The sequence below is a fragment of the Nocardia sp. NPDC055165 genome (assembly GCF_053606985.1).
In genome coordinates this window covers 32,085-47,999 of the sequence record NZ_JBSGSS010000007.1, presented here as the reverse complement: position 1 = coordinate 47,999, position 15,915 = coordinate 32,085, and the positions used below count along the sequence as shown (strand labels likewise).

Sequence of the window (15,915 nt, the reverse complement as noted above, 5' to 3'; positions counted from 1 at the left end):
ATCAAGGAATGAGGACGGCGCGGCCGCGGATCGCGCCGGAGTCGAGTCGGTCGAAGGCGGTGCGGGCATCGGCCAGGTCGAACCGCTCGACCTGAGCGCGGAGCTTGCCCGCGGCGGCCAAGGCCACAGAATCTATGAGGTCGGACCTGGTGCCGCCGTAGGACTTTCGTACCGTGGCACCCCAGGGCAGACCGGGTCCGCCCGCCGGGCCCGAGTCGATGCCGGTGGCGCCGCCGCCGAGACCCACCAGCCGGACAGCACCGTTGGGGGCTACGGATTCGACGGCGACCTTGACGGTGGGGTCGGTGCCGACGAAATCGAACACCGCCTCCGCACCGCGTCCGCCGGTGAGCTCCAAGATCGTGGCCGCGGTGTTCTCGTCGGCCTTGAGCACGATGTCGGCGCCGCATTCGGTGGCCAGGGCGAGCTTGTCGGCGTCCACGTCGACGGCGATCACGGTGGTTTCGGTGAGTGCCTTCAACAACTGCACCGCCACGTGACCCAGTCCGCCGATCCCGATGGCGACCGCGGTGGCGCCGGGCCACAGCTGGTCCATGGCGCCGCGAATGGCGTGCATCGGCGTCAGGGCCGCGTCGGCCAGAGGCGCGGCGTGGGCGAAGTCGAGTTCGTCGGCGATCGGCACGAACGAGCGCGCCGGGATGCGGACGTATTCGGCCATACCACCGTCGGGGCCGAGGCCGGGGCACGGCGGCATCGCGGTGCGACCGGCAGCCAGGCAGACATTCTCGTTGCCGCGCAGGCACTCCCGGCATTCGCCGCACGACCAGCACAGGTACACGATCCCGCGTTCGCCGACGCTGCGACCTTCCACCCCCGAGCCGACCGCCTCGATGGTGCCCGCGATCTCGTGGCCCAACGTCAAGGGCTTCTCGCTCATCGGGAACGGCAGGCTCAGCACGAACGAATCCGAATGGCAGATCCCGGCCGCGCCGACCCGCAGCAGCAGATCGCCGGGGCCGAGTTCGGGTACGGGCACCGTACGTAATTCGAGGGTGCCCGGCGCCGTCAACTGCATCGCACGCATGCTCATCGGGCGTCTCCAATTGCGTCGAAAGTGGCTTTCAGGTAGCTGTCGCACCGATCGGAGCCGATCAGTCCGGTCGCCATGCGATTCATGGTGTAGGCGAAGGTGATTCGGCGATCCAGGTCGTTGACGACCATCGAGCCGCCGTACCCGGCCCACCAGCAGACCCGCCCGTCGGGGATGTGCGGGAAGGTCTCCGGTCGTGGCAGCCCGTAGCCGATGCCGAAACGCAGCGGAGCCAGCAGCGCCAGGTCGATGCCGTCGGCCTGCTCGCGGAAGATCAGCTCGATCGTCGCGGGCGAGAGGAACTGCCTGCCGCTCAGCTCGCCGCCGTTGGCGATCAGCGACTGGATGCGGGCCACCGAGCGCGCGTTGCCGTGCCCGTTGGTGCCGCCGATCTCGGCCTCTCGCCAGGCCGGCGTGGCGGTTTCGGAGACCTCGAGCCAGGGACTGGTGAGCGTCTTGATCAGCACGCTGTCCTGGTCGAGGATCGACAGGTCGAAGTCCGGCAACTCCGGCGGGACCAGGGTGGCGATCCGGTCGGCGTACTCGGGACCGGTGCCGATGTGGAAATCGGCGCCCAATGGCCCGGCCAGCTCGTCGGCGAAGAACGTGCCCAGTGAACGACCGGTGATGCGGCGCACGAGTTCGCCGACGAGATGGCCGTAGTTGATGGCGTGATAGCCCGAGGCGGTGCCCGGCTCCCACCAGGGCGCCTGCGTCGCCAGCCGGGCGGCGGCGGCATCGGTGTCGTAGATGTCGGACAGCTCGATCGGCTTGTCCCAGCCCGAGACACCGGAGGTGTGCGAGAGCAGGTGCCGAACTTCGATGTCGGCCTTGCCGTTCGCCGCGAATTCGGGCCAGTAGTGGGCCACCCGCTGGTCGACATCTAGTTCACCACGGTCGACCAGCAGCAGGGCACACAGCGCCGTCATCGTCTTGGTGACCGAGAAGACGTTGACCAGGGTGTCGGCCGCCCACGCGGTGGTCTGCTCCGGGTCGGCGTAGCCACCCCACAGATCGAGCACCGGATCGCCGTCGACGGTGACGCACAGGGCGGCGCCCAGTTCGGCGCCGGAGGCGAGGTGTTCGTCGAAGGCCGCACGCACACCGGCGAATTCGTCACGACAGAAACCCGAAGAAGCGCTCATCGCGCCACCTCGGCGGTCACCCGAGCGGGCACCGGCAACGTATTGCCCGCGGCGGCGGCACGTTTCGCGCCGCGCTCCAGCTCCTTGGTCATCGAGCGCACGTACGGCTCGAATTCGGTCTGGATGGTGTGGCGGGGCGAATCGTAATAGCGTCCGGCGCGTTTGGCCTCCTGCGCGCCGAGCACCTCGTCGATCTGCTCGCGCGGGGGCAGGTGATAGCGGCCGGTCAGGTAAGCCGCCACCAGCTTGCTCTGCTGCTCGGCGAAGTTCACCAGCGTCGGCATCGGCTGGGCCAGACCGAGATAGAACAGGTTGTCCACGCCGGGCTTCATCATCATCTGGTACAGCGGGAACCGATTGGCCGCATCGGGCACCAACTCGGCGTCGGCGAAGAACGGAAAACTGATGTGGTAGCCGGTGGCACACACGATCACGTCGACCTGCTCGCTGGTGCCGTCGGCGAAATACACGGTGTCGCCGTCCAATCGGGTGATCGCGGGCTTGCACTCCACGTCACCGCAGCCGGCCCGGTGCAGGAATTCCTCACTCGCCGACGGATGCGCTTCGAACGGCTCGTGATCCGGCGTCGGCAGTCCATAGGTCGACATCTCGCCGCGGTTCTTGCGCACGAAGCGCTGTTTGAGCTTGAGCGCGATCTTGTCGGGAATCCACGCGGGCATCGACGCACGGTCGCCCACTTGCCCGTTGACGTACTTGGGCAGCACCCACACGCCGCGACGGGCGGAGACGAACAGCTTCGAGGCGATGAATCGCTGGGACAGTTCCGAGGCGATATCGAGCCCGGAGTTGCCCATGCCCACCACGACGATCCGCTTGCCGCGCATGTCGATCGGGTCGAACGGGTCGTTGTAGGCGTGGCTGTGCATGAGCACGCCGTCGAATTCGCCGGGGTAGTCCGGGAATCGGGGGTTCCAGTGGTGGCCGTTGCACACGATCAGCGCGTCGTAGATTTCGGTGTCGCCCGCCGCTGTCGTGACCCGCCACAGGCCCGCGTCGTCACGCTCGGCCGAGGTGACCAGGCTGTTGAACCGAATACTGTCGCGCAGGCCGAAGTGGTCGACGTAGTCCTTGAAGTACTGCAGCAGCTGCGAGTGATGCGGGAAGTGCGGCCAATCCGCCGGGGCCGGCAAGTCCTCGAACTGCAGGCGATACTTCGAGGTATCGATGTGCAGGCTCTGATAGCACGCCGACATGCCGTTGGGATTCTTGAAGTACCAGTTGCCACCGACCTCGTCGGACGCCTCGTAGCAGTCGAACGGAATTCCGTTCTCGGCAAGCCGTTTGGCGGCGGTGATACCCGAAGGTCCGGCGCCGATGACGCAGACCTTGGGTAATTCGCGTGTATCCATGCACAACTCCTCCAGCGGCCTCGGTCATCGATGACCACGCCGTGACGTGGACCACAGGATAACGTCTCACTAGACATCATGTCCAGTGAATGGGCTGATCGTCTAAGATGACCTCATGACGACCGAACCCGCCCGCCGTGGCTCGCTCCGCGAGGAACAGAAGCGCCTGACGAAGGCCCGGATCGTCGAGACCGCACGCACCCTGTTCGAGACGCAGGGCTACTCCGATGTCCGCGTCGACGACATCGCCGCCGCCGTCGGCTGCAGCCGGGCGACCTTCTACCTGCACTTCACGAGCAAAGGCGAGGTGCTGCGCGCCATCGCCCAGGAAGGCACCCTCGCCAGCGTCCGGGATTTCTACGCCGACCTGGACCGGGTACTCACCATCGGCTCCCGAGAGTCGTTCGCGGACTGGATGACTCGCGCGATCGACTGGTTCTTCACGAACAAGGACATGCTCCCGGCCTGGGACGAAGCCACCGCGCTCGAACCGGAATTCCGCGCGGTGGCGCGCGAGGGCATCATGACCCTGGCCGACACCATGCCCGCCTATCTCGCCCGCTGGCCCGAGCACCGCCGCGACGAGGCCCGGCTGCGGATCGAACTGCTCGTCGCCCAGCTCGAGCGGTTCTTCACCCGCTGGGCGATGCAGGGCACCATCGACGTCTCGGCCACGCAGGCCGCGGCGGTGCTCACCGATGTCTGGTTTCCGGCCCTCCAGGCGCCGGACTGAGATCAGAGCAGGCCCAGCACGCGAGCCTGGGCGATCGCTTCGGCGCGCACGTTCACCGCGAGCTTCTGGTAGATGCCGCGCAGGTGCGTTTTGACGGTGTTCACCGAGACGCCGAGGTCGGTGGCGATATTGCCCGCGGTCATGCCAGAGGGAAGTTGGCGCAGCACCACCAGTTCGGTGTCGGTGAGCTGCGGTGCGCCCGCGGTGGCGCCGCGGTGGGCACGGATCCGGTCCACGAGCGCCGCGTACTGGCCGAAGCGCGCGCCGATCCGGGCGAGCAGTTCGGCGGCCTCCGGCACGTCGAGAAACGGGCGCGTCAGTTGTTCGGTCGCCGCCTGCGCGAGAGCCTGTTCGCAGGCATCGTCGACCTTGCGGGGACGATCGAGGCGGTCGGCGGCGACCGCGACCAGCAGCCACGCCGCGACCAGCGAGCGCGAGGAACAGCGCGGGGTGGCGAGCAGGGGTTCCAGCACCGTCAGTACGACGGCCGGGCGATGGGCGTAGAGCGCCAGTCCCGCTTCGGCGACAGCCATCTCGGGAGTCCGGCCGAGCACGCGCGTCGCGTGGTCGACCAACTGCTGCGCGTCGGCCCTGGCCTGCACGCGCAGCAGCAGCCACAGCACGTCGGTGACCAGTTCACCGGTGCCGTACAGCGTCGGTGATTCGTCGAGCAGGCGGTGCAGTTGCTTGGCGAGTGCGACCCCGGCGGCCGACCGATCCGCGGCGTCGGCGAACATCAGCACCCCGGTCATGATCGCCACCTGACGCACCGGCGCGGGCACCACGGTCTCGTCGGCCGCGACCCAGGGCAGACCCGGCAGCGGCCGCTCGAAATCCGCGCCCTGCTGGTAGGCGCCATAGGCCGCGAGCACCCTGGCCGGAGCGGCATCGGCCGAGCCTGCCAGTTCGTAGCGTTCGGCGCAGTCGATCGCCTGGATCGCCAGCGCGCGTAATTCACCGAGCCGGCCCGCCATCCCGGCCGCCCCGGCCGTCGCGGTTCTGGCACGGACCGCGACGCGACCCAGTCCGGCCTGCTCGGAGTGCACGATCGCGTGGCGCACAGACGCCGCGCCGCTGTCGATCTCGCCCCCGTAGATCTCGGCGATGCCGCAGTGCAGCGCGGCATAGCAGTCGAGGTCGGGCTGACCGGTCACCGGCGGCAGCGGCCAGCGCATCGAGGACGAATCACCCACCAGGACAGCCACTCCCGCGCTCACAGCGCGGTCGAGAGCGGCCACCCACTCGGCGGGCACCACCGGCGCGGCCGATTCGGGGCCCACATGGGCGGCTTCGAGATAGACCTCCGCGGCGGCGATATCGCCCGACTCCACCGCGACGGCCGCGCGCAGCAGGCGAACGAAAGTGTCGTGTTCGGACAGGTTTTCGAGGGCGGCGAGCAGGGCGTGACCCGTGCCGTCCAAGACCATGCGCAACCCCCAGTCACGCAGGAAGGGCACCAGCCCGGGGGTGCCGGGCTCGGCCAGGACATGCCCGAGCGCGGGCCCCGGCATCGCGGCCGCGGTGAACCAAGCCGCCACCCGGCGATGACAGTCGGGCAGGCGCTCCGGCCTGGTGTACGCGGCCTCGGCGAGCAGGTAGGCGCGCAGGAGCGGATGGTAGGTGTGCCAGAGTTCGCCCGCGTGGGCGACGGTGTGCAGCGGGAAGTTCGCGCGCAGCAGTTCGTCGAGGATGCGGGCGGCGTCGTCACCGACCAGATCCTCGGCCATCGGCAGGCAGAATTGCTCGGGAACCGCGGTGGCGAGCAGGAATTCGAGCGTGGGCGCGGGCAGGGCGGCGAGCAGTTCGGCGACCAGGAAGTCGGCGACGGCGTGTGAGGGGCGGGCCAGCGCGGCGAGGGCGGTGTCGCGGTCGGTGCCGCCGGCCGACAGGCAGATCGCCGCGATGCGCACCAGCGCGGCCCAGCCACGGGTCAGGTTCTGGACCACGGCGAGTTCGGCGTCGTCGAGCCGGCACCCGTGCTGGGCGAGCAGTTGAGCGACCCGATCCGGGGACAACGCGAGTTCGGGCACGCCGATCCGGGTGAGCCTGCCTGCCAGGTCGAGGGCGTGCCACCGCAGCGGCGGGTCGAATCGGCTCGCGATCACCGCGGTGACCTGGCCGGGCAGGTGTGTGAGCAGGTATTCGAGGCCGGCGAGTTGCAGCGGGTCGGTGAGCAGGTGGGCGTTGTCGATCACCAGCACGGTCGGCTCGACGCCGGTCAGCGCGGCGACGAGGTCCACGGCGCGGTCCATCGGCGTGTGCAGCATCCCGGTCGGTACGAAATCCGCGATCGGCTCGAGTGTTCGGGCGATGTCGGTCAGCAGATCGGATCCGTGCTGTTCGGCGACGGTCGACCACGCGACGCGTGCCGAGCACCGCCGACGCACCCAGTCGACCAGCACGACGGTCTTCCCACTGCCCGCGGGCCCGCACAGCAGCACCGTCTGCCCGGCGCCGGCCTGCGCCCGATCCAGGCGGGCGAACGCCTCGTTGCATCGAACCGGGGCGAAGGACAGCGCGGGAAGACCGGCGGGCCGACCCGACACAGCTATCACCGAGCCGCCACCGTGAAAGTCCAGAGAACCCGACGACGAAGCCATCTTCACCCTCCTGAACACGCTGTTCACCGCGCGGCGGCCGACCTCCGCCGAGATCGACGGTAGGCGAATCAGCGGCTGCGCGGTTGCTGGCGAGGGGAAGTGAGGGCGCTCGTTATCAGATCGACGTCGACTCGTCGGCGGATGCTCAGTCGGGCAACTGGGACATACTCAGCAGCGTGAGGCCGAGGGTGTCGATGCGGGCCATCACGCCACGCATGGCCGTACTGTCGGCGACCAGACCGAAGAGGGTGGTGGTTCCGGTGGGCGAATGCGAGCTGGGGCGCAGCTCGGGGAAGGCCGCGAGGACACGCTCGGACAGCTCGCCCTCGATGACGAACTGATAGCGCAGCGGGCCGGACGTCGACATGGTTCCAGCGTCGCGGCCGGTCGCCGAGGGCGCCTCATCCGCTCCGGGTGAATTCGGTCGCCACCTGCGACGTCACCGGCCGAAACATTTTTAAACATGGTTATTTCAGTTTCCGGGACGCGGTCCCGCTCCGGTGGCTAATGTCGCGCTCAACATCAGCGCGAACAGGAGAACATCATGAAGATCTACCAGGCGCGGCGTGCCGGTTTCGGACTCACGGCATTCACCGCGGTGGCCGCGGCCGCCGTGCTGGCAGCACCCCAGGCATCCGCGCTCGTGCAGGGGATCGCGGTGAGCGGCAGCACGCACTATGTGGATACCGCCTACACCGTGACCGCCGATGTCACGGCCACCTCGTTCCTGTTCAAGGTGACCTTCACCGACAACGGCACCCAGATCGGCGAGCCGGTCTCGGTGGCCGACGGCAAGGCCACCATCACCTGGACGCCGAAGACCACCGGCGCGCACGAGATCAAGGCGGTGCAGGAGCTCATCAGCTCGAAGACCGTCACGATCACCGTCGCCCCGAAGCCGACCAACCCCGGCGGTGGCACCAGTACCGGGTCCGCTGATCTGGGTGGGCTGCTGTCGGGCTCGGCCGGCTAGCCCACCCGCGACGACGGCCGCCGCGAACCTCTCCCCGCGGCGGCCGTTCGCGCGTTCAGGCCTGGTCGTAGGCCTGTTGCAGGGCGGCGATGTCGAGCTTGGACATCGAGCGCAGCGCCGTGCCGACGGCGATGACGCGATCGGTCTCGCCACCCATCAACTTGGGCAGCACCGCCGGGACGACCTGCCAGGACACCCCGAAGCGGTCGGTGAGCCACCCACACGGGCCGGGCGCGCCGCCGCCACTCGTCAACGCCTCCCAGAGCCGATCGATCTCGTCCTGGGTATCCACGATCACCTGCAGCGAGGCAGCATCGCTGTGCGGGTGGCCCGGGCCGCCGTTCATCAGCGTGACAGCCTGGCCGTCGAGGTCGAGGGTGACGATGAAGGCCGAACCGTCGCCCTGGCGGGTGACCTCGACGACGCGCGAGTTCGGGACGGTCGCGGCATAGAGTTCGCCCGCCGCTTCGGCGTCGGCATCGGCATCGAACCAGAGGAATGTGTTGACGGACATGATGTGCTCCTTGGGGTGAGTGGCTTGCTTCACCCACTGGTCGGAGCCGCACACCGCCCTTCGGCACATCCACCGAACTTATTTTCGCGGCAAGGTCTGCGCGAACCCCACTCCGCGTTCGACCCATTCCCGCAGTGCGGTGTCATCGTCGACCGCGTCGGGGGCCACGCGCAACCAGCCGTGCAGTTCGCGCCCGCCCATCACCATCGGCGTGATCGTCGATCCGTCGAGCAGGGCATCGCCTTCGGCCGGGGCGACCCGCACCAGCAGCCCGCCCTTGCCGCTGGCGGCCACGGCCATATTGCCGCCGATCAGGAAGGCGAGACCGCCGAACATCTTCCGCTCGTCGAGATCGGGCCGTGGGTAGACGATCTCCCGGATCCGCTCGGCGAGTTCCTCGTCGTATGCCATCGACTCAGTGTGCGCCGAGCCACCGACAAGAAGGCTCAGATGCCGAGGGCGGCGGCGAACATCGGCCAGGAATCGTGAACGTCGTCCTGCCAGTACGGCCAGGCATGGGTGCCCCCGGCGCGGAAGCGGACGTCGGCGGGGATGCCGAGCTGGGCCAGGCGTCCCGCGAGTGGGGTCGAGCAACTGCCGACCACGGCTTCCATGGTGCCGCCGACCAGCAGCCGGTCGAGCAGGACGCCGACGTTGCCCGCGATGCTCGGATCGTTGAACGCCTCGTGCGGGCCGGGGGCGCCGTTGCCCGAGGACAGGTAGATGGCGGTGCCGCGCAGGCGGTCGGCGTGCAGGGTCGGGTCGTTGGCCGCCCACGCCGGGTCGCCGGGGGCGCCCCACATGTTGGTCGCGTCGGCGCCGAACGTGGCCAGCTGGGACCGGACCAGCGTCTCGGCGAGCGGATTGCTGGTCTGCGTGCACCCGCTGAAGGCGCCGACCGCGCGGTACAGGCCGGGCGCCGCGATCGCCAGGTTCAAGGCCGAGGTGGCCGACATCGACAGGCCCGCGACGCCGTTGGCGCCGGTCATGCCGAAGCGATCGTTGAGCAGCAGGGGAAGTTCGTCGGTCAGGAAAGTGGACCACTTGTTGCGACCCAGCGCACCGTCGTCGCGCTGCCAGTCGGTGTACATGCTGGCGCGGCCACCGATCGGGACGATCACGTTCACCGGCTTGTCGGCGAAGAAGTCGACCACATCGGTGCGCCGCATCCACGGCCCGCCGCCCTCGCCGCCGTCGACCGCATTCAGCAGATACAGCGCGGGCGCACCGGACCCGGGATGCGACATCCAGAGGGTGATCGGGCGGTTCATCGCCGCGGAATACACGACCACCTCGAATTGCCGGCCGCCGAGCGGGCGAACATCGAGGATCCCCGATTCCGCCGACGCCGCGGGCGAGACGACGATTCCACAGCCGAGCAGGACGAGCAGACAGCACACAAGCCGACGCATGCGACGTAGTGTGCCGCATGACCCCGCTAATGTCCGGCATTGGGCGGTTCGTGTCCCTATTGTGCGTGTTCATCCGGAAAATGCGCGCGCAGCCCGGTGATCGAGGCGGGTCCCGCGTCGGGGACGTGCATCCGGTCCGCAATCGCGGCACGGAGCTTGCGCGGGAGTCCGGGCGCGTGCCGGGCGAGGTAGGCCGAGAGCCATTGCGGTTCGCCGACGAGGAACGGGAAATCGGTGTTCATCATCGGGCGGATCACCAGCATCGGCAGCGGGGCGTGCAGCGGGCGGTAGTCGCGATTCCACAGGCCCGCCACCGGGCAGCCGGGATAGAACTGGCCGAGCATGGCGCCCGCGCGCACGATGTCACTCTTTCGCGTGGCGTGGGCGGCGTCGATGCGGGTGGTGTCGTCGAGGTCGGGGAAGACGGTCAGGACGGCCGGGGTGTGGTCGAGGGTGCGGTAGAGGTCGAAGGCATCGTCGACGGCCTCGGCGATCGAGCCGGTGTCGGCCAGTTCGGCGATCCACAGGGTGTGTTGTGCGGCAGCGGGTTTGACGAACGGGCAGACGGGGCCCGGCCTGCCCTGGGCGGGATCCGGTCGCATCAGGGTGTCGGCGAACCACTCCAGCAACGGCGCCGTTCGAGGATGTTCGGCGGACCAGCGGACGGGGTCGTCGTAAACGCACCACCAGGTGGCGGTGGTGCGCCTGCCGGTCGTCGAGCGCAGGGTGGTCATGGTGTGGCTGTCGCGGTTTCGGCCGCACGCAGGTGGCGATCGAGGATCGGGCCGATGTGGGCGACGACGTCGGCGTTGGTGAGCTGGGCGTGGGTGGTGTCGACCGGATGTTCGATGAGACGACCCGTGACGAAAGGACGCCACATCTGGGCGTCGAGGAAGGCGGTCATGCCCTGGGTGGCGCAGAAGTAGAGGAGGTCGCCGTCGAACCGGTCGGGGCGGTAGCCGTGTGAGAGACGAACACCGTCGGCGTAGGCCTCGTGCAGTCGGGTCAGCTGGGCAGCGGCGAGTCCGGACCCGAGAGTTGCTCCGGCGGCGGCCAATTCGGCGGCGGCTTGCTCCGCCGAGAGGTCGGGAAGGGCGTCTGCGTCGTCGGGTTCGTCACCGAGCAGGTGGGTGAGGAGGTCGCGCATGCGGGGGCGCGGGGGTGGGTCGGCGTGATCGGGGATGACGACACTGTCGAGCATGGCGAGGGTGGCCACGTCGCGACCTCCGGCGCGCAGCCGGACGGCGGTGGCGTGGGCGAGTTGGCCGCCGAGGGACCAGCCGAGGAGGTGGAGGGGGCCGTCGGGTTGCAGGCGGGTGATCTCGGTGGCGTAGGTCCTCGCGAGGAAGTCGACGGTCAGGGCGTCGGGTCGCGCGGTCACGTGCGCACCTGATGTGGCCTGGCCCGACCGTGTCCCGGACAAGGTCGGTGCCTGCAATCCGTACACAGGACGGTCCGTGATGTGGCGTGCCAGGCCGGTGTAGCACCAGGCGAGCGGGACGGCGGAGTGGACACAGAACAGCGGTGGACGGGTTCCACCGGTGCGCAAGGGCAGCACGGTGGCGAGGGCGTCGGCGCCCGGGTCGGCGTCGGCGCGGTAGGTCTCGATGCGGTGGGCGAGGGCGGCGACCGTCGGTGCGGTGTAGAGCCAGCGGACCGTGATCGGGGTGTCCGTCGACTGGGCCAGCTGCGCCGAAACACTCACGCCGGTCAGCGAATTGCCGCCGATCGCGAAGAAGTCGTCGTCGGCGCCGACCGTGTCGAGATGGCAGGCAGTGGCGAAAGTGGTGGCGATCAGGTGTTGGAGCGGGGTTTGTGGCGATCGGTAAGGAGTGGAGGACGGCGTGGGAAGTGCCGCGCGGTCGAGTTTGCCGTTGGCTGTCAGTGGGAGGCGGTCGAGGGTGACCAACGCGGCGGGGACCATGGCCGCGGGCAGGACCGTGCGTAAACGAGCGAGGGTTGCGGTGGCATCGAATGTGATATCCGAGGAGAACACATGTTCCGGCCCACGGCGGGCCAGGGCCGAGGCACTGTCGAAGATGGCGTCCGGCGCCGAGGGATCCGCCGAGCCACGGACCGGGACCGAGGCACCGTCGGCTGCGGTGCCCGACGCGGAGAGATCGGCCGAGCCACGGACCGGGACGGAGGCACTGTCGGCCGCGATGTTCGGCGCGAAGGGGTGCTGCGGACCGGCGCGGACGGAAGCTCGGGTCGGGACGACGTAGCCGATGAGACGGGCGGCGGGGGTGCCCGCGTCGGCGATGTCGACTGCGGCGTGGGCGATGGCAGGGTCGGTGAGCAGGGCTGCTTCGACTTCGGCCGGTTCGATGCGGCGGCCGCGGACCGCCAGCTGGGAATCGATGCGGCCGAGGAATTCGTAGCCGCCGCCGGCGCGTGGTCCGACGAGATCGCCGGTGCGGTAGACACGTTCGCCACCGCCTCTGGGATCTGCCACGAAACGGGCCGCGGTGGTCGCGGGATCGCCGAGGTAGCCCTGCGCTACGCACGGTCCACCGAGGTACAGCTCTGCCCGCGCACCAGCGGGGACAGCTCGCAGGCGTGGATCCAGGAGCAGCGCGACCACTGTCGGTAGCGGTGCGCCGATCGTCACGGGCTCCCCCGCTACCAGGGGCGCCGATTGGGTGGCCATCACCGTGGCCTCGGTGGGGCCGTAGCCGTTGTGCAAGCGGACTCGGGATGCCCAGGTGGCGACCAGTTCCGGCGGGCAGGCCTCGCCGCCGACGACCACCACCGCCAGACTCGGCACGTCAGCGGGGCGCAGTGTCGCCAGCACGGCGGGCGTGGTGAGCAGATGTGTGACGCGATGCTGGGCGATCAGCCCGGTCAGCTCCGCGCCCGCCACCACCGTGGGCGGTTCGATCACCAGACGCGCGCCCGCGGCGAACGCGGCGAGGAGTTCGAGCAGGTGCGCGTCGAAGGCGGGTGAATGCGCGTGCAGCACTACCGAATCCGGCGTGGTGCGGTAGCGGTCGAGCAGGTGGCCGGTCAAGGGAGCGAGGCCGCGATGCGTCACCGCGACGCCTTTGGGCGCCCCGGTTGTCCCCGAAGTATGGATCAGGTAGGCGAGGTGCGCGCAGGTCAGCCGGTCGCGACGATCCGCGTCGGTGACCGGGTCCGATCGCTGATCGGCCACGTGGGCCAGGGTTTCCGCGTCATCGAGCAGCAGCCAGGTGACCCCGGCGGAATCGCCGGATCGCCCGGGGCGAGCAGCCCGTGTCGTCAACCCCAGCACCGCACCGGATCCGGCGATGATCCGGGCGACCCGCTCACCCGGATCACCCACATCGATCGGTGTCAGACAGGCACCGGCCGCCGCGATCGCGCGCACTGCCAGCACCGACTCGAGCGACCTCGGAATCGCGGTCAGTACCGGACTCCCCGACGTGGCCCCACACGCGATGAGTACCCTGGCCCACCGCGCCGCCGACTCGCCGAGCTCCCGATAGGTCATCGAGCGGCCACCGTCCACCACCGCGACGGTGTCTGCCCCCTCGAATCCGCCGAACAGTTCCGGCAACGTCGAAGTCGTTGCCGCGCAGACGGCCCGGTGCGAGAGGATCGGGACCGATTCCGCAGCAGGCCGGAGCAGCGGTCGTTGCGCGAGGTCACCCGCATCCTCGCTGTCGCCTGGTTTCACGGCTGCGTCCTCGGCGGGGGATCGCGAAGGGCGCGGGGTGGTGAATTCAGTAGTCAGGTCGTGGATCTGCCGGGCGGGTTCGGCCGCCAGGAAGGTGGCGAACCAGTCGAGGAACAGACGGTGGTACCAGGACAGGGTGGCGGCGTCGTAGCGGGCCGGGTTGGCTTGGAAGTCGATCGTCGCGGTGGTGTTGTCGGGACCGAGTTGATAGCCGTTGACGAGGAGGTCTTCGACGGGGCCGAGGCTCAGCAGGTGGGCCCGGCCGTCAGCCGCACCGAGGGTCAGCGGAGCGGTGAAACCGAGGAGATTGATCACGGGGCCGAATCCGCCTCGGGCCAAGTGTGTTTCGCCACGGTCGCGTTGAATGTCCTCATAGCGGTAGCACTGGTGACGCAGGGCCCCGATCACCCGCAGGCGCACCTGATCGATCAGTTCTTCGACTGTCGCCGTACCGAGGTCGCGCAGCCGCAAGGGCACGACATTGGAGACCGACCCAGCCGAGCGTCGTAGGGCAGCGGTGGGCCGAGCGGCCACGGGCAGCGAGAGGACGATCTGATCGGAGCCCGACATTCTGGCGAGGAACGCGGCGAAGGCAGCGGCGGTCAGCTCCGGAAAGCTGGCCGCGTAGCGCCGGCGCGCGACGGCCAGCAGATTCGCGGTGCGCTCGTCGAGGCAGGCCGACACCCGGTGCGGACAGGCCGACGCGGGCGCGGCGACACCGGCCATCCCGATCGGATCCGGCAGCCCCGCAGTCTCTTTCGCCCAGAACGCCCGATCCGCCACCGCGCGAGAGGAATGCCGATAGACCCGATCCGCCTCGACCAGGTCCTCGATCGACAACACCTCGGCCCGGTCGAGATCTCTTTCCTGCGAATAGCTTTCGGCAGCCAACCGGAGCAGCGCCGCCGCACCGACACCATCGAGCACCAGATGATGACTGCGTAGGTAGAGAAAACACCGCTCGGGTCCCACCCGGTACAGCGTCGCGACAGTGATCGCGTCCGTGCACAGATCCAGCCGGGCCCGTCGATCCGCCTCCATCCGCGACAGCGCTTCGACCACCGCCGCACCATGATCCACACCGCCACCCGGCGGCCCCTTCGCAGCAGCGGTGAGATCGACCTCGGTGAGTTCGCCGAAGATGGCCGGGTCGAGGAGTTGGTGCGGTGTGCCGTCGACGAGCCGTATGCGCACATGCGGTGACTGCAGCCGCACCGCCGCCGAGCGGATCGCGGTGCGCAGGCGCGCGATGTCCAGTGGCCCACGCAGATCCAGATACAGGGCGATCGTGGCGGGCACACCGGGTGCGAGCTGATGAGCTACCCACCAGCGTAATTGCCCGGGAGACAAGGGAATCGGCACAGCTTCTGCCGCCATCACGGCATCTACCGCGCCGATACCATCCTCGCCTTGCCGCACCGGGCCTCCCGGGATTCGGAGCAACCGTTGACTGGTTCCCCGGCAAACCTACGGCATCTACCCCGCGTCGGGCACGGATAGCCGTGCGGCCGCGTCGGCGGCGACCACGTCGGCGAGCACCTCGTCCAGCTTCGACGCGGTGGTGCCGAAGGTGGTCCGCAGCGCCGAATCGTCGACGACGAACTCGCGATGGGACATGTGTTTCGTCTCGAACAGTTCGGTCCAGAACGGGTCCTGCTGAGCGAATTCGGTGATCTCCGCGTCGGTGAGCACCGCGAGTTCGGGTGTCGCGACGCCGGCCAGCTCGGCGAGCCGGTTCGCGATCTCGCGCACGGTCGTGGTGATCACCGGGGCGTGCCAGGCCCTCCCCCACGACCGGTCGTCGCGCGCGACCGCCACCAGCGCGGCCGCGGCATCACCGATCGCGGTGTAGGAGTGCGGGAGGTCGAGTTCCTGCGGGACCTTGGCCGGGGTGTTCGCCAGGACCGCGGCCTGGACGAACAGGGTGAAGACCGAGACAGCGGCCGCGCCGAGGAATTGACCCGCGCGCACTTCGGTGACGCGCAGCCGGCCTGCCTCGTGCGCGGCGAGCGCATCGGCCCACATCCTGGCCCTGACCGCACCCTTGCTGCCGGTCGCGGCGAGCTGGGTGCGTTCGGACACCACCCCGTCGACCGGGCCGTAGCCGTACAGGTTCCCCAGCATGACCAGGTCGGCGCCGACGGATTCGGTGGCCGACAGGATCGAGCCGAACAGGGGCGGAACCGTTTCCGGCCAGGTGTGATACGCGGGCATCGCCATGTTGAAGACGGTGCTCGCACCGGTCGCGATCTCGATCAGAGCGGTGGTATCGAGCGCGTCGAGGGCGATCAGTTCCACGTCGGGATGGGTGGGGCCGAGCCCGGTCCGGCTCACCATCCGTACGCGATCCCCGGCGTCGACCAGCGACAGCGCGGTGGCGGTGGCGGTGCCGCCATGGCCGATCACAACATGAGTGGACATGTGAATTCCCTTTCACGACAACATATTTCGATGCGAGC

The 15,915-nt window shown here is 69.1% G+C and carries 13 protein-coding genes; 2 read left to right on the top strand and 11 right to left on the bottom strand.

Annotated features, from left to right (window positions below):
- Position 1: 1 nt before the first annotated feature.
- The 3 genes from ACWFRF_RS16180 to ACWFRF_RS16170 are packed head-to-tail and all read right to left on the bottom strand — an operon-like array spanning position 2 to position 3,566.
- Positions 2 to 1,045, bottom strand: a complete 1,044-nt coding sequence (locus tag ACWFRF_RS16180) for an NAD(P)-dependent alcohol dehydrogenase (RefSeq protein WP_452450978.1) — start codon at positions 1,043 to 1,045, stop codon at positions 2 to 4.
- 2 nt (positions 1,046 to 1,047) lie between these two features.
- Entirely contained in the window at positions 1,048 to 2,196 is a 1,149-nt protein-coding gene (locus tag ACWFRF_RS16175) for a serine hydrolase domain-containing protein (protein ID WP_452450658.1), read from the bottom strand.
- Positions 2,193 to 3,566 carry a flavin-containing monooxygenase gene (locus ACWFRF_RS16170; protein ID WP_452450656.1) on the bottom strand — a complete coding sequence of 458 codons (1,374 nt, stop codon included), beginning with the start codon at positions 3,564 to 3,566 and terminating at the stop codon, positions 2,193 to 2,195. Before ACWFRF_RS16170 ends, ACWFRF_RS16175 begins: the two co-directional genes overlap by 4 nt.
- A gap of 115 nt (positions 3,567 to 3,681) precedes the next feature.
- Between ACWFRF_RS16170 and ACWFRF_RS16165 the strand changes: the two genes are divergently transcribed.
- Positions 3,682 to 4,299 carry a TetR/AcrR family transcriptional regulator gene (locus tag ACWFRF_RS16165; RefSeq protein WP_378704287.1) on the top strand — a complete coding sequence of 206 codons (618 nt, stop codon included), beginning with the start codon at positions 3,682 to 3,684 and terminating at the stop codon, positions 4,297 to 4,299.
- Between the two features lie 2 nt (positions 4,300 to 4,301).
- Here the strand turns inward: ACWFRF_RS16165 and ACWFRF_RS16160 are convergent, their stop codons facing one another.
- Together ACWFRF_RS16160 and ACWFRF_RS16155 are read right to left on the bottom strand one after the other, a co-directional pair.
- A complete protein-coding gene (locus ACWFRF_RS16160) occupies positions 4,302 to 6,899 on the bottom strand; it encodes a LuxR C-terminal-related transcriptional regulator (protein WP_452450654.1) in 2,598 nt (865 codons plus the stop codon).
- A gap of 145 nt (positions 6,900 to 7,044) precedes the next feature.
- Complete coding sequence (locus ACWFRF_RS16155; protein WP_378632772.1) at positions 7,045 to 7,266, bottom strand: hypothetical protein; 222 nt, start codon at positions 7,264 to 7,266, stop codon at positions 7,045 to 7,047.
- A gap of 177 nt (positions 7,267 to 7,443) precedes the next feature.
- Here ACWFRF_RS16155 and ACWFRF_RS16150 point away from each other — a divergent pair, with 177 nt between their 5' ends.
- Positions 7,444 to 7,872 carry a hypothetical protein gene (locus ACWFRF_RS16150; protein WP_378632770.1) on the top strand — a complete coding sequence of 143 codons (429 nt, stop codon included), beginning with the start codon at positions 7,444 to 7,446 and terminating at the stop codon, positions 7,870 to 7,872.
- 55 nt (positions 7,873 to 7,927) lie between these two features.
- On the opposite strand, the gene ACWFRF_RS16145 is transcribed toward ACWFRF_RS16150, so the two are convergent.
- The 6 genes from ACWFRF_RS16145 to ACWFRF_RS16120 all read right to left on the bottom strand — a co-directional run bounded on the left by ACWFRF_RS16145 (position 7,928) and on the right by ACWFRF_RS16120 (position 15,877).
- On the bottom strand, positions 7,928 to 8,386 hold the full coding sequence (locus ACWFRF_RS16145) for a VOC family protein (protein WP_452450652.1): 459 nt from the start codon (positions 8,384 to 8,386) through the stop codon (positions 7,928 to 7,930).
- A gap of 78 nt (positions 8,387 to 8,464) precedes the next feature.
- Complete coding sequence (locus tag ACWFRF_RS16140) at positions 8,465 to 8,797, bottom strand: TfoX/Sxy family protein (RefSeq protein ID WP_452450651.1); 333 nt, start codon at positions 8,795 to 8,797, stop codon at positions 8,465 to 8,467.
- Positions 8,798 to 8,832: 35 nt separating this feature from the next.
- On the bottom strand, positions 8,833 to 9,798 hold the full coding sequence (locus tag ACWFRF_RS16135) for an alpha/beta hydrolase (protein ID WP_452450649.1): 966 nt from the start codon (positions 9,796 to 9,798) through the stop codon (positions 8,833 to 8,835).
- 56 nt (positions 9,799 to 9,854) lie between these two features.
- Entirely contained in the window at positions 9,855 to 10,532 is a 678-nt protein-coding gene (locus ACWFRF_RS16130; protein WP_452450647.1) for a DUF6875 domain-containing protein, read from the bottom strand.
- On the bottom strand, positions 10,529 to 14,833 hold the full coding sequence (locus ACWFRF_RS16125; RefSeq protein WP_452450646.1) for an amino acid adenylation domain-containing protein: 4,305 nt from the start codon (positions 14,831 to 14,833) through the stop codon (positions 10,529 to 10,531). Before ACWFRF_RS16125 ends, ACWFRF_RS16130 begins: the two co-directional genes overlap by 4 nt.
- 99 nt (positions 14,834 to 14,932) lie before the next feature.
- Positions 14,933 to 15,877 carry an NAD-dependent epimerase gene (locus tag ACWFRF_RS16120; protein ID WP_452450644.1) on the bottom strand — a complete coding sequence of 315 codons (945 nt, stop codon included), beginning with the start codon at positions 15,875 to 15,877 and terminating at the stop codon, positions 14,933 to 14,935.
- Between the last annotated feature and the right edge of the window lie 38 nt (positions 15,878 to 15,915).

Bases quoted from the DNA above. Each gene is read 5' to 3' on its own strand.
- ACWFRF_RS16180 (WP_452450978.1), bottom strand. From the start codon at position 1,045: ATGCGTGCGATGCAGTTGACGGCGCCGGGCACCCTCGAATTACGTACG.
- ACWFRF_RS16120 (WP_452450644.1), bottom strand. From the start codon at position 15,877: ATGTCCACTCATGTTGTGATCGGCCATGGCGGCACCGCCACCGCCACC.
- ACWFRF_RS16135 (WP_452450649.1), bottom strand. From the start codon at position 9,798: ATGCGTCGGCTTGTGTGCTGTCTGCTCGTCCTGCTCGGCTGTGGAATC.
- ACWFRF_RS16125 (WP_452450646.1), bottom strand. From the start codon at position 14,833: ATGGCGGCAGAAGCTGTGCCGATTCCCTTGTCTCCCGGGCAATTACGC.
- ACWFRF_RS16165 (WP_378704287.1), top strand. From the start codon at position 3,682: ATGACGACCGAACCCGCCCGCCGTGGCTCGCTCCGCGAGGAACAGAAG.
- ACWFRF_RS16145 (WP_452450652.1), bottom strand. From the start codon at position 8,386: ATGTCCGTCAACACATTCCTCTGGTTCGATGCCGATGCCGACGCCGAA.
- ACWFRF_RS16170 (WP_452450656.1), bottom strand. From the start codon at position 3,566: ATGGATACACGCGAATTACCCAAGGTCTGCGTCATCGGCGCCGGACCT.
- ACWFRF_RS16160 (WP_452450654.1), bottom strand. From the start codon at position 6,899: ATGGCTTCGTCGTCGGGTTCTCTGGACTTTCACGGTGGCGGCTCGGTG.
- ACWFRF_RS16140 (WP_452450651.1), bottom strand. From the start codon at position 8,797: ATGGCATACGACGAGGAACTCGCCGAGCGGATCCGGGAGATCGTCTAC.
- ACWFRF_RS16150 (WP_378632770.1), top strand. From the start codon at position 7,444: ATGAAGATCTACCAGGCGCGGCGTGCCGGTTTCGGACTCACGGCATTC.
- ACWFRF_RS16175 (WP_452450658.1), bottom strand. From the start codon at position 2,196: ATGAGCGCTTCTTCGGGTTTCTGTCGTGACGAATTCGCCGGTGTGCGT.
- ACWFRF_RS16155 (WP_378632772.1), bottom strand. From the start codon at position 7,266: ATGTCGACGTCCGGCCCGCTGCGCTATCAGTTCGTCATCGAGGGCGAG.
- ACWFRF_RS16130 (WP_452450647.1), bottom strand. From the start codon at position 10,532: ATGACCACCCTGCGCTCGACGACCGGCAGGCGCACCACCGCCACCTGG.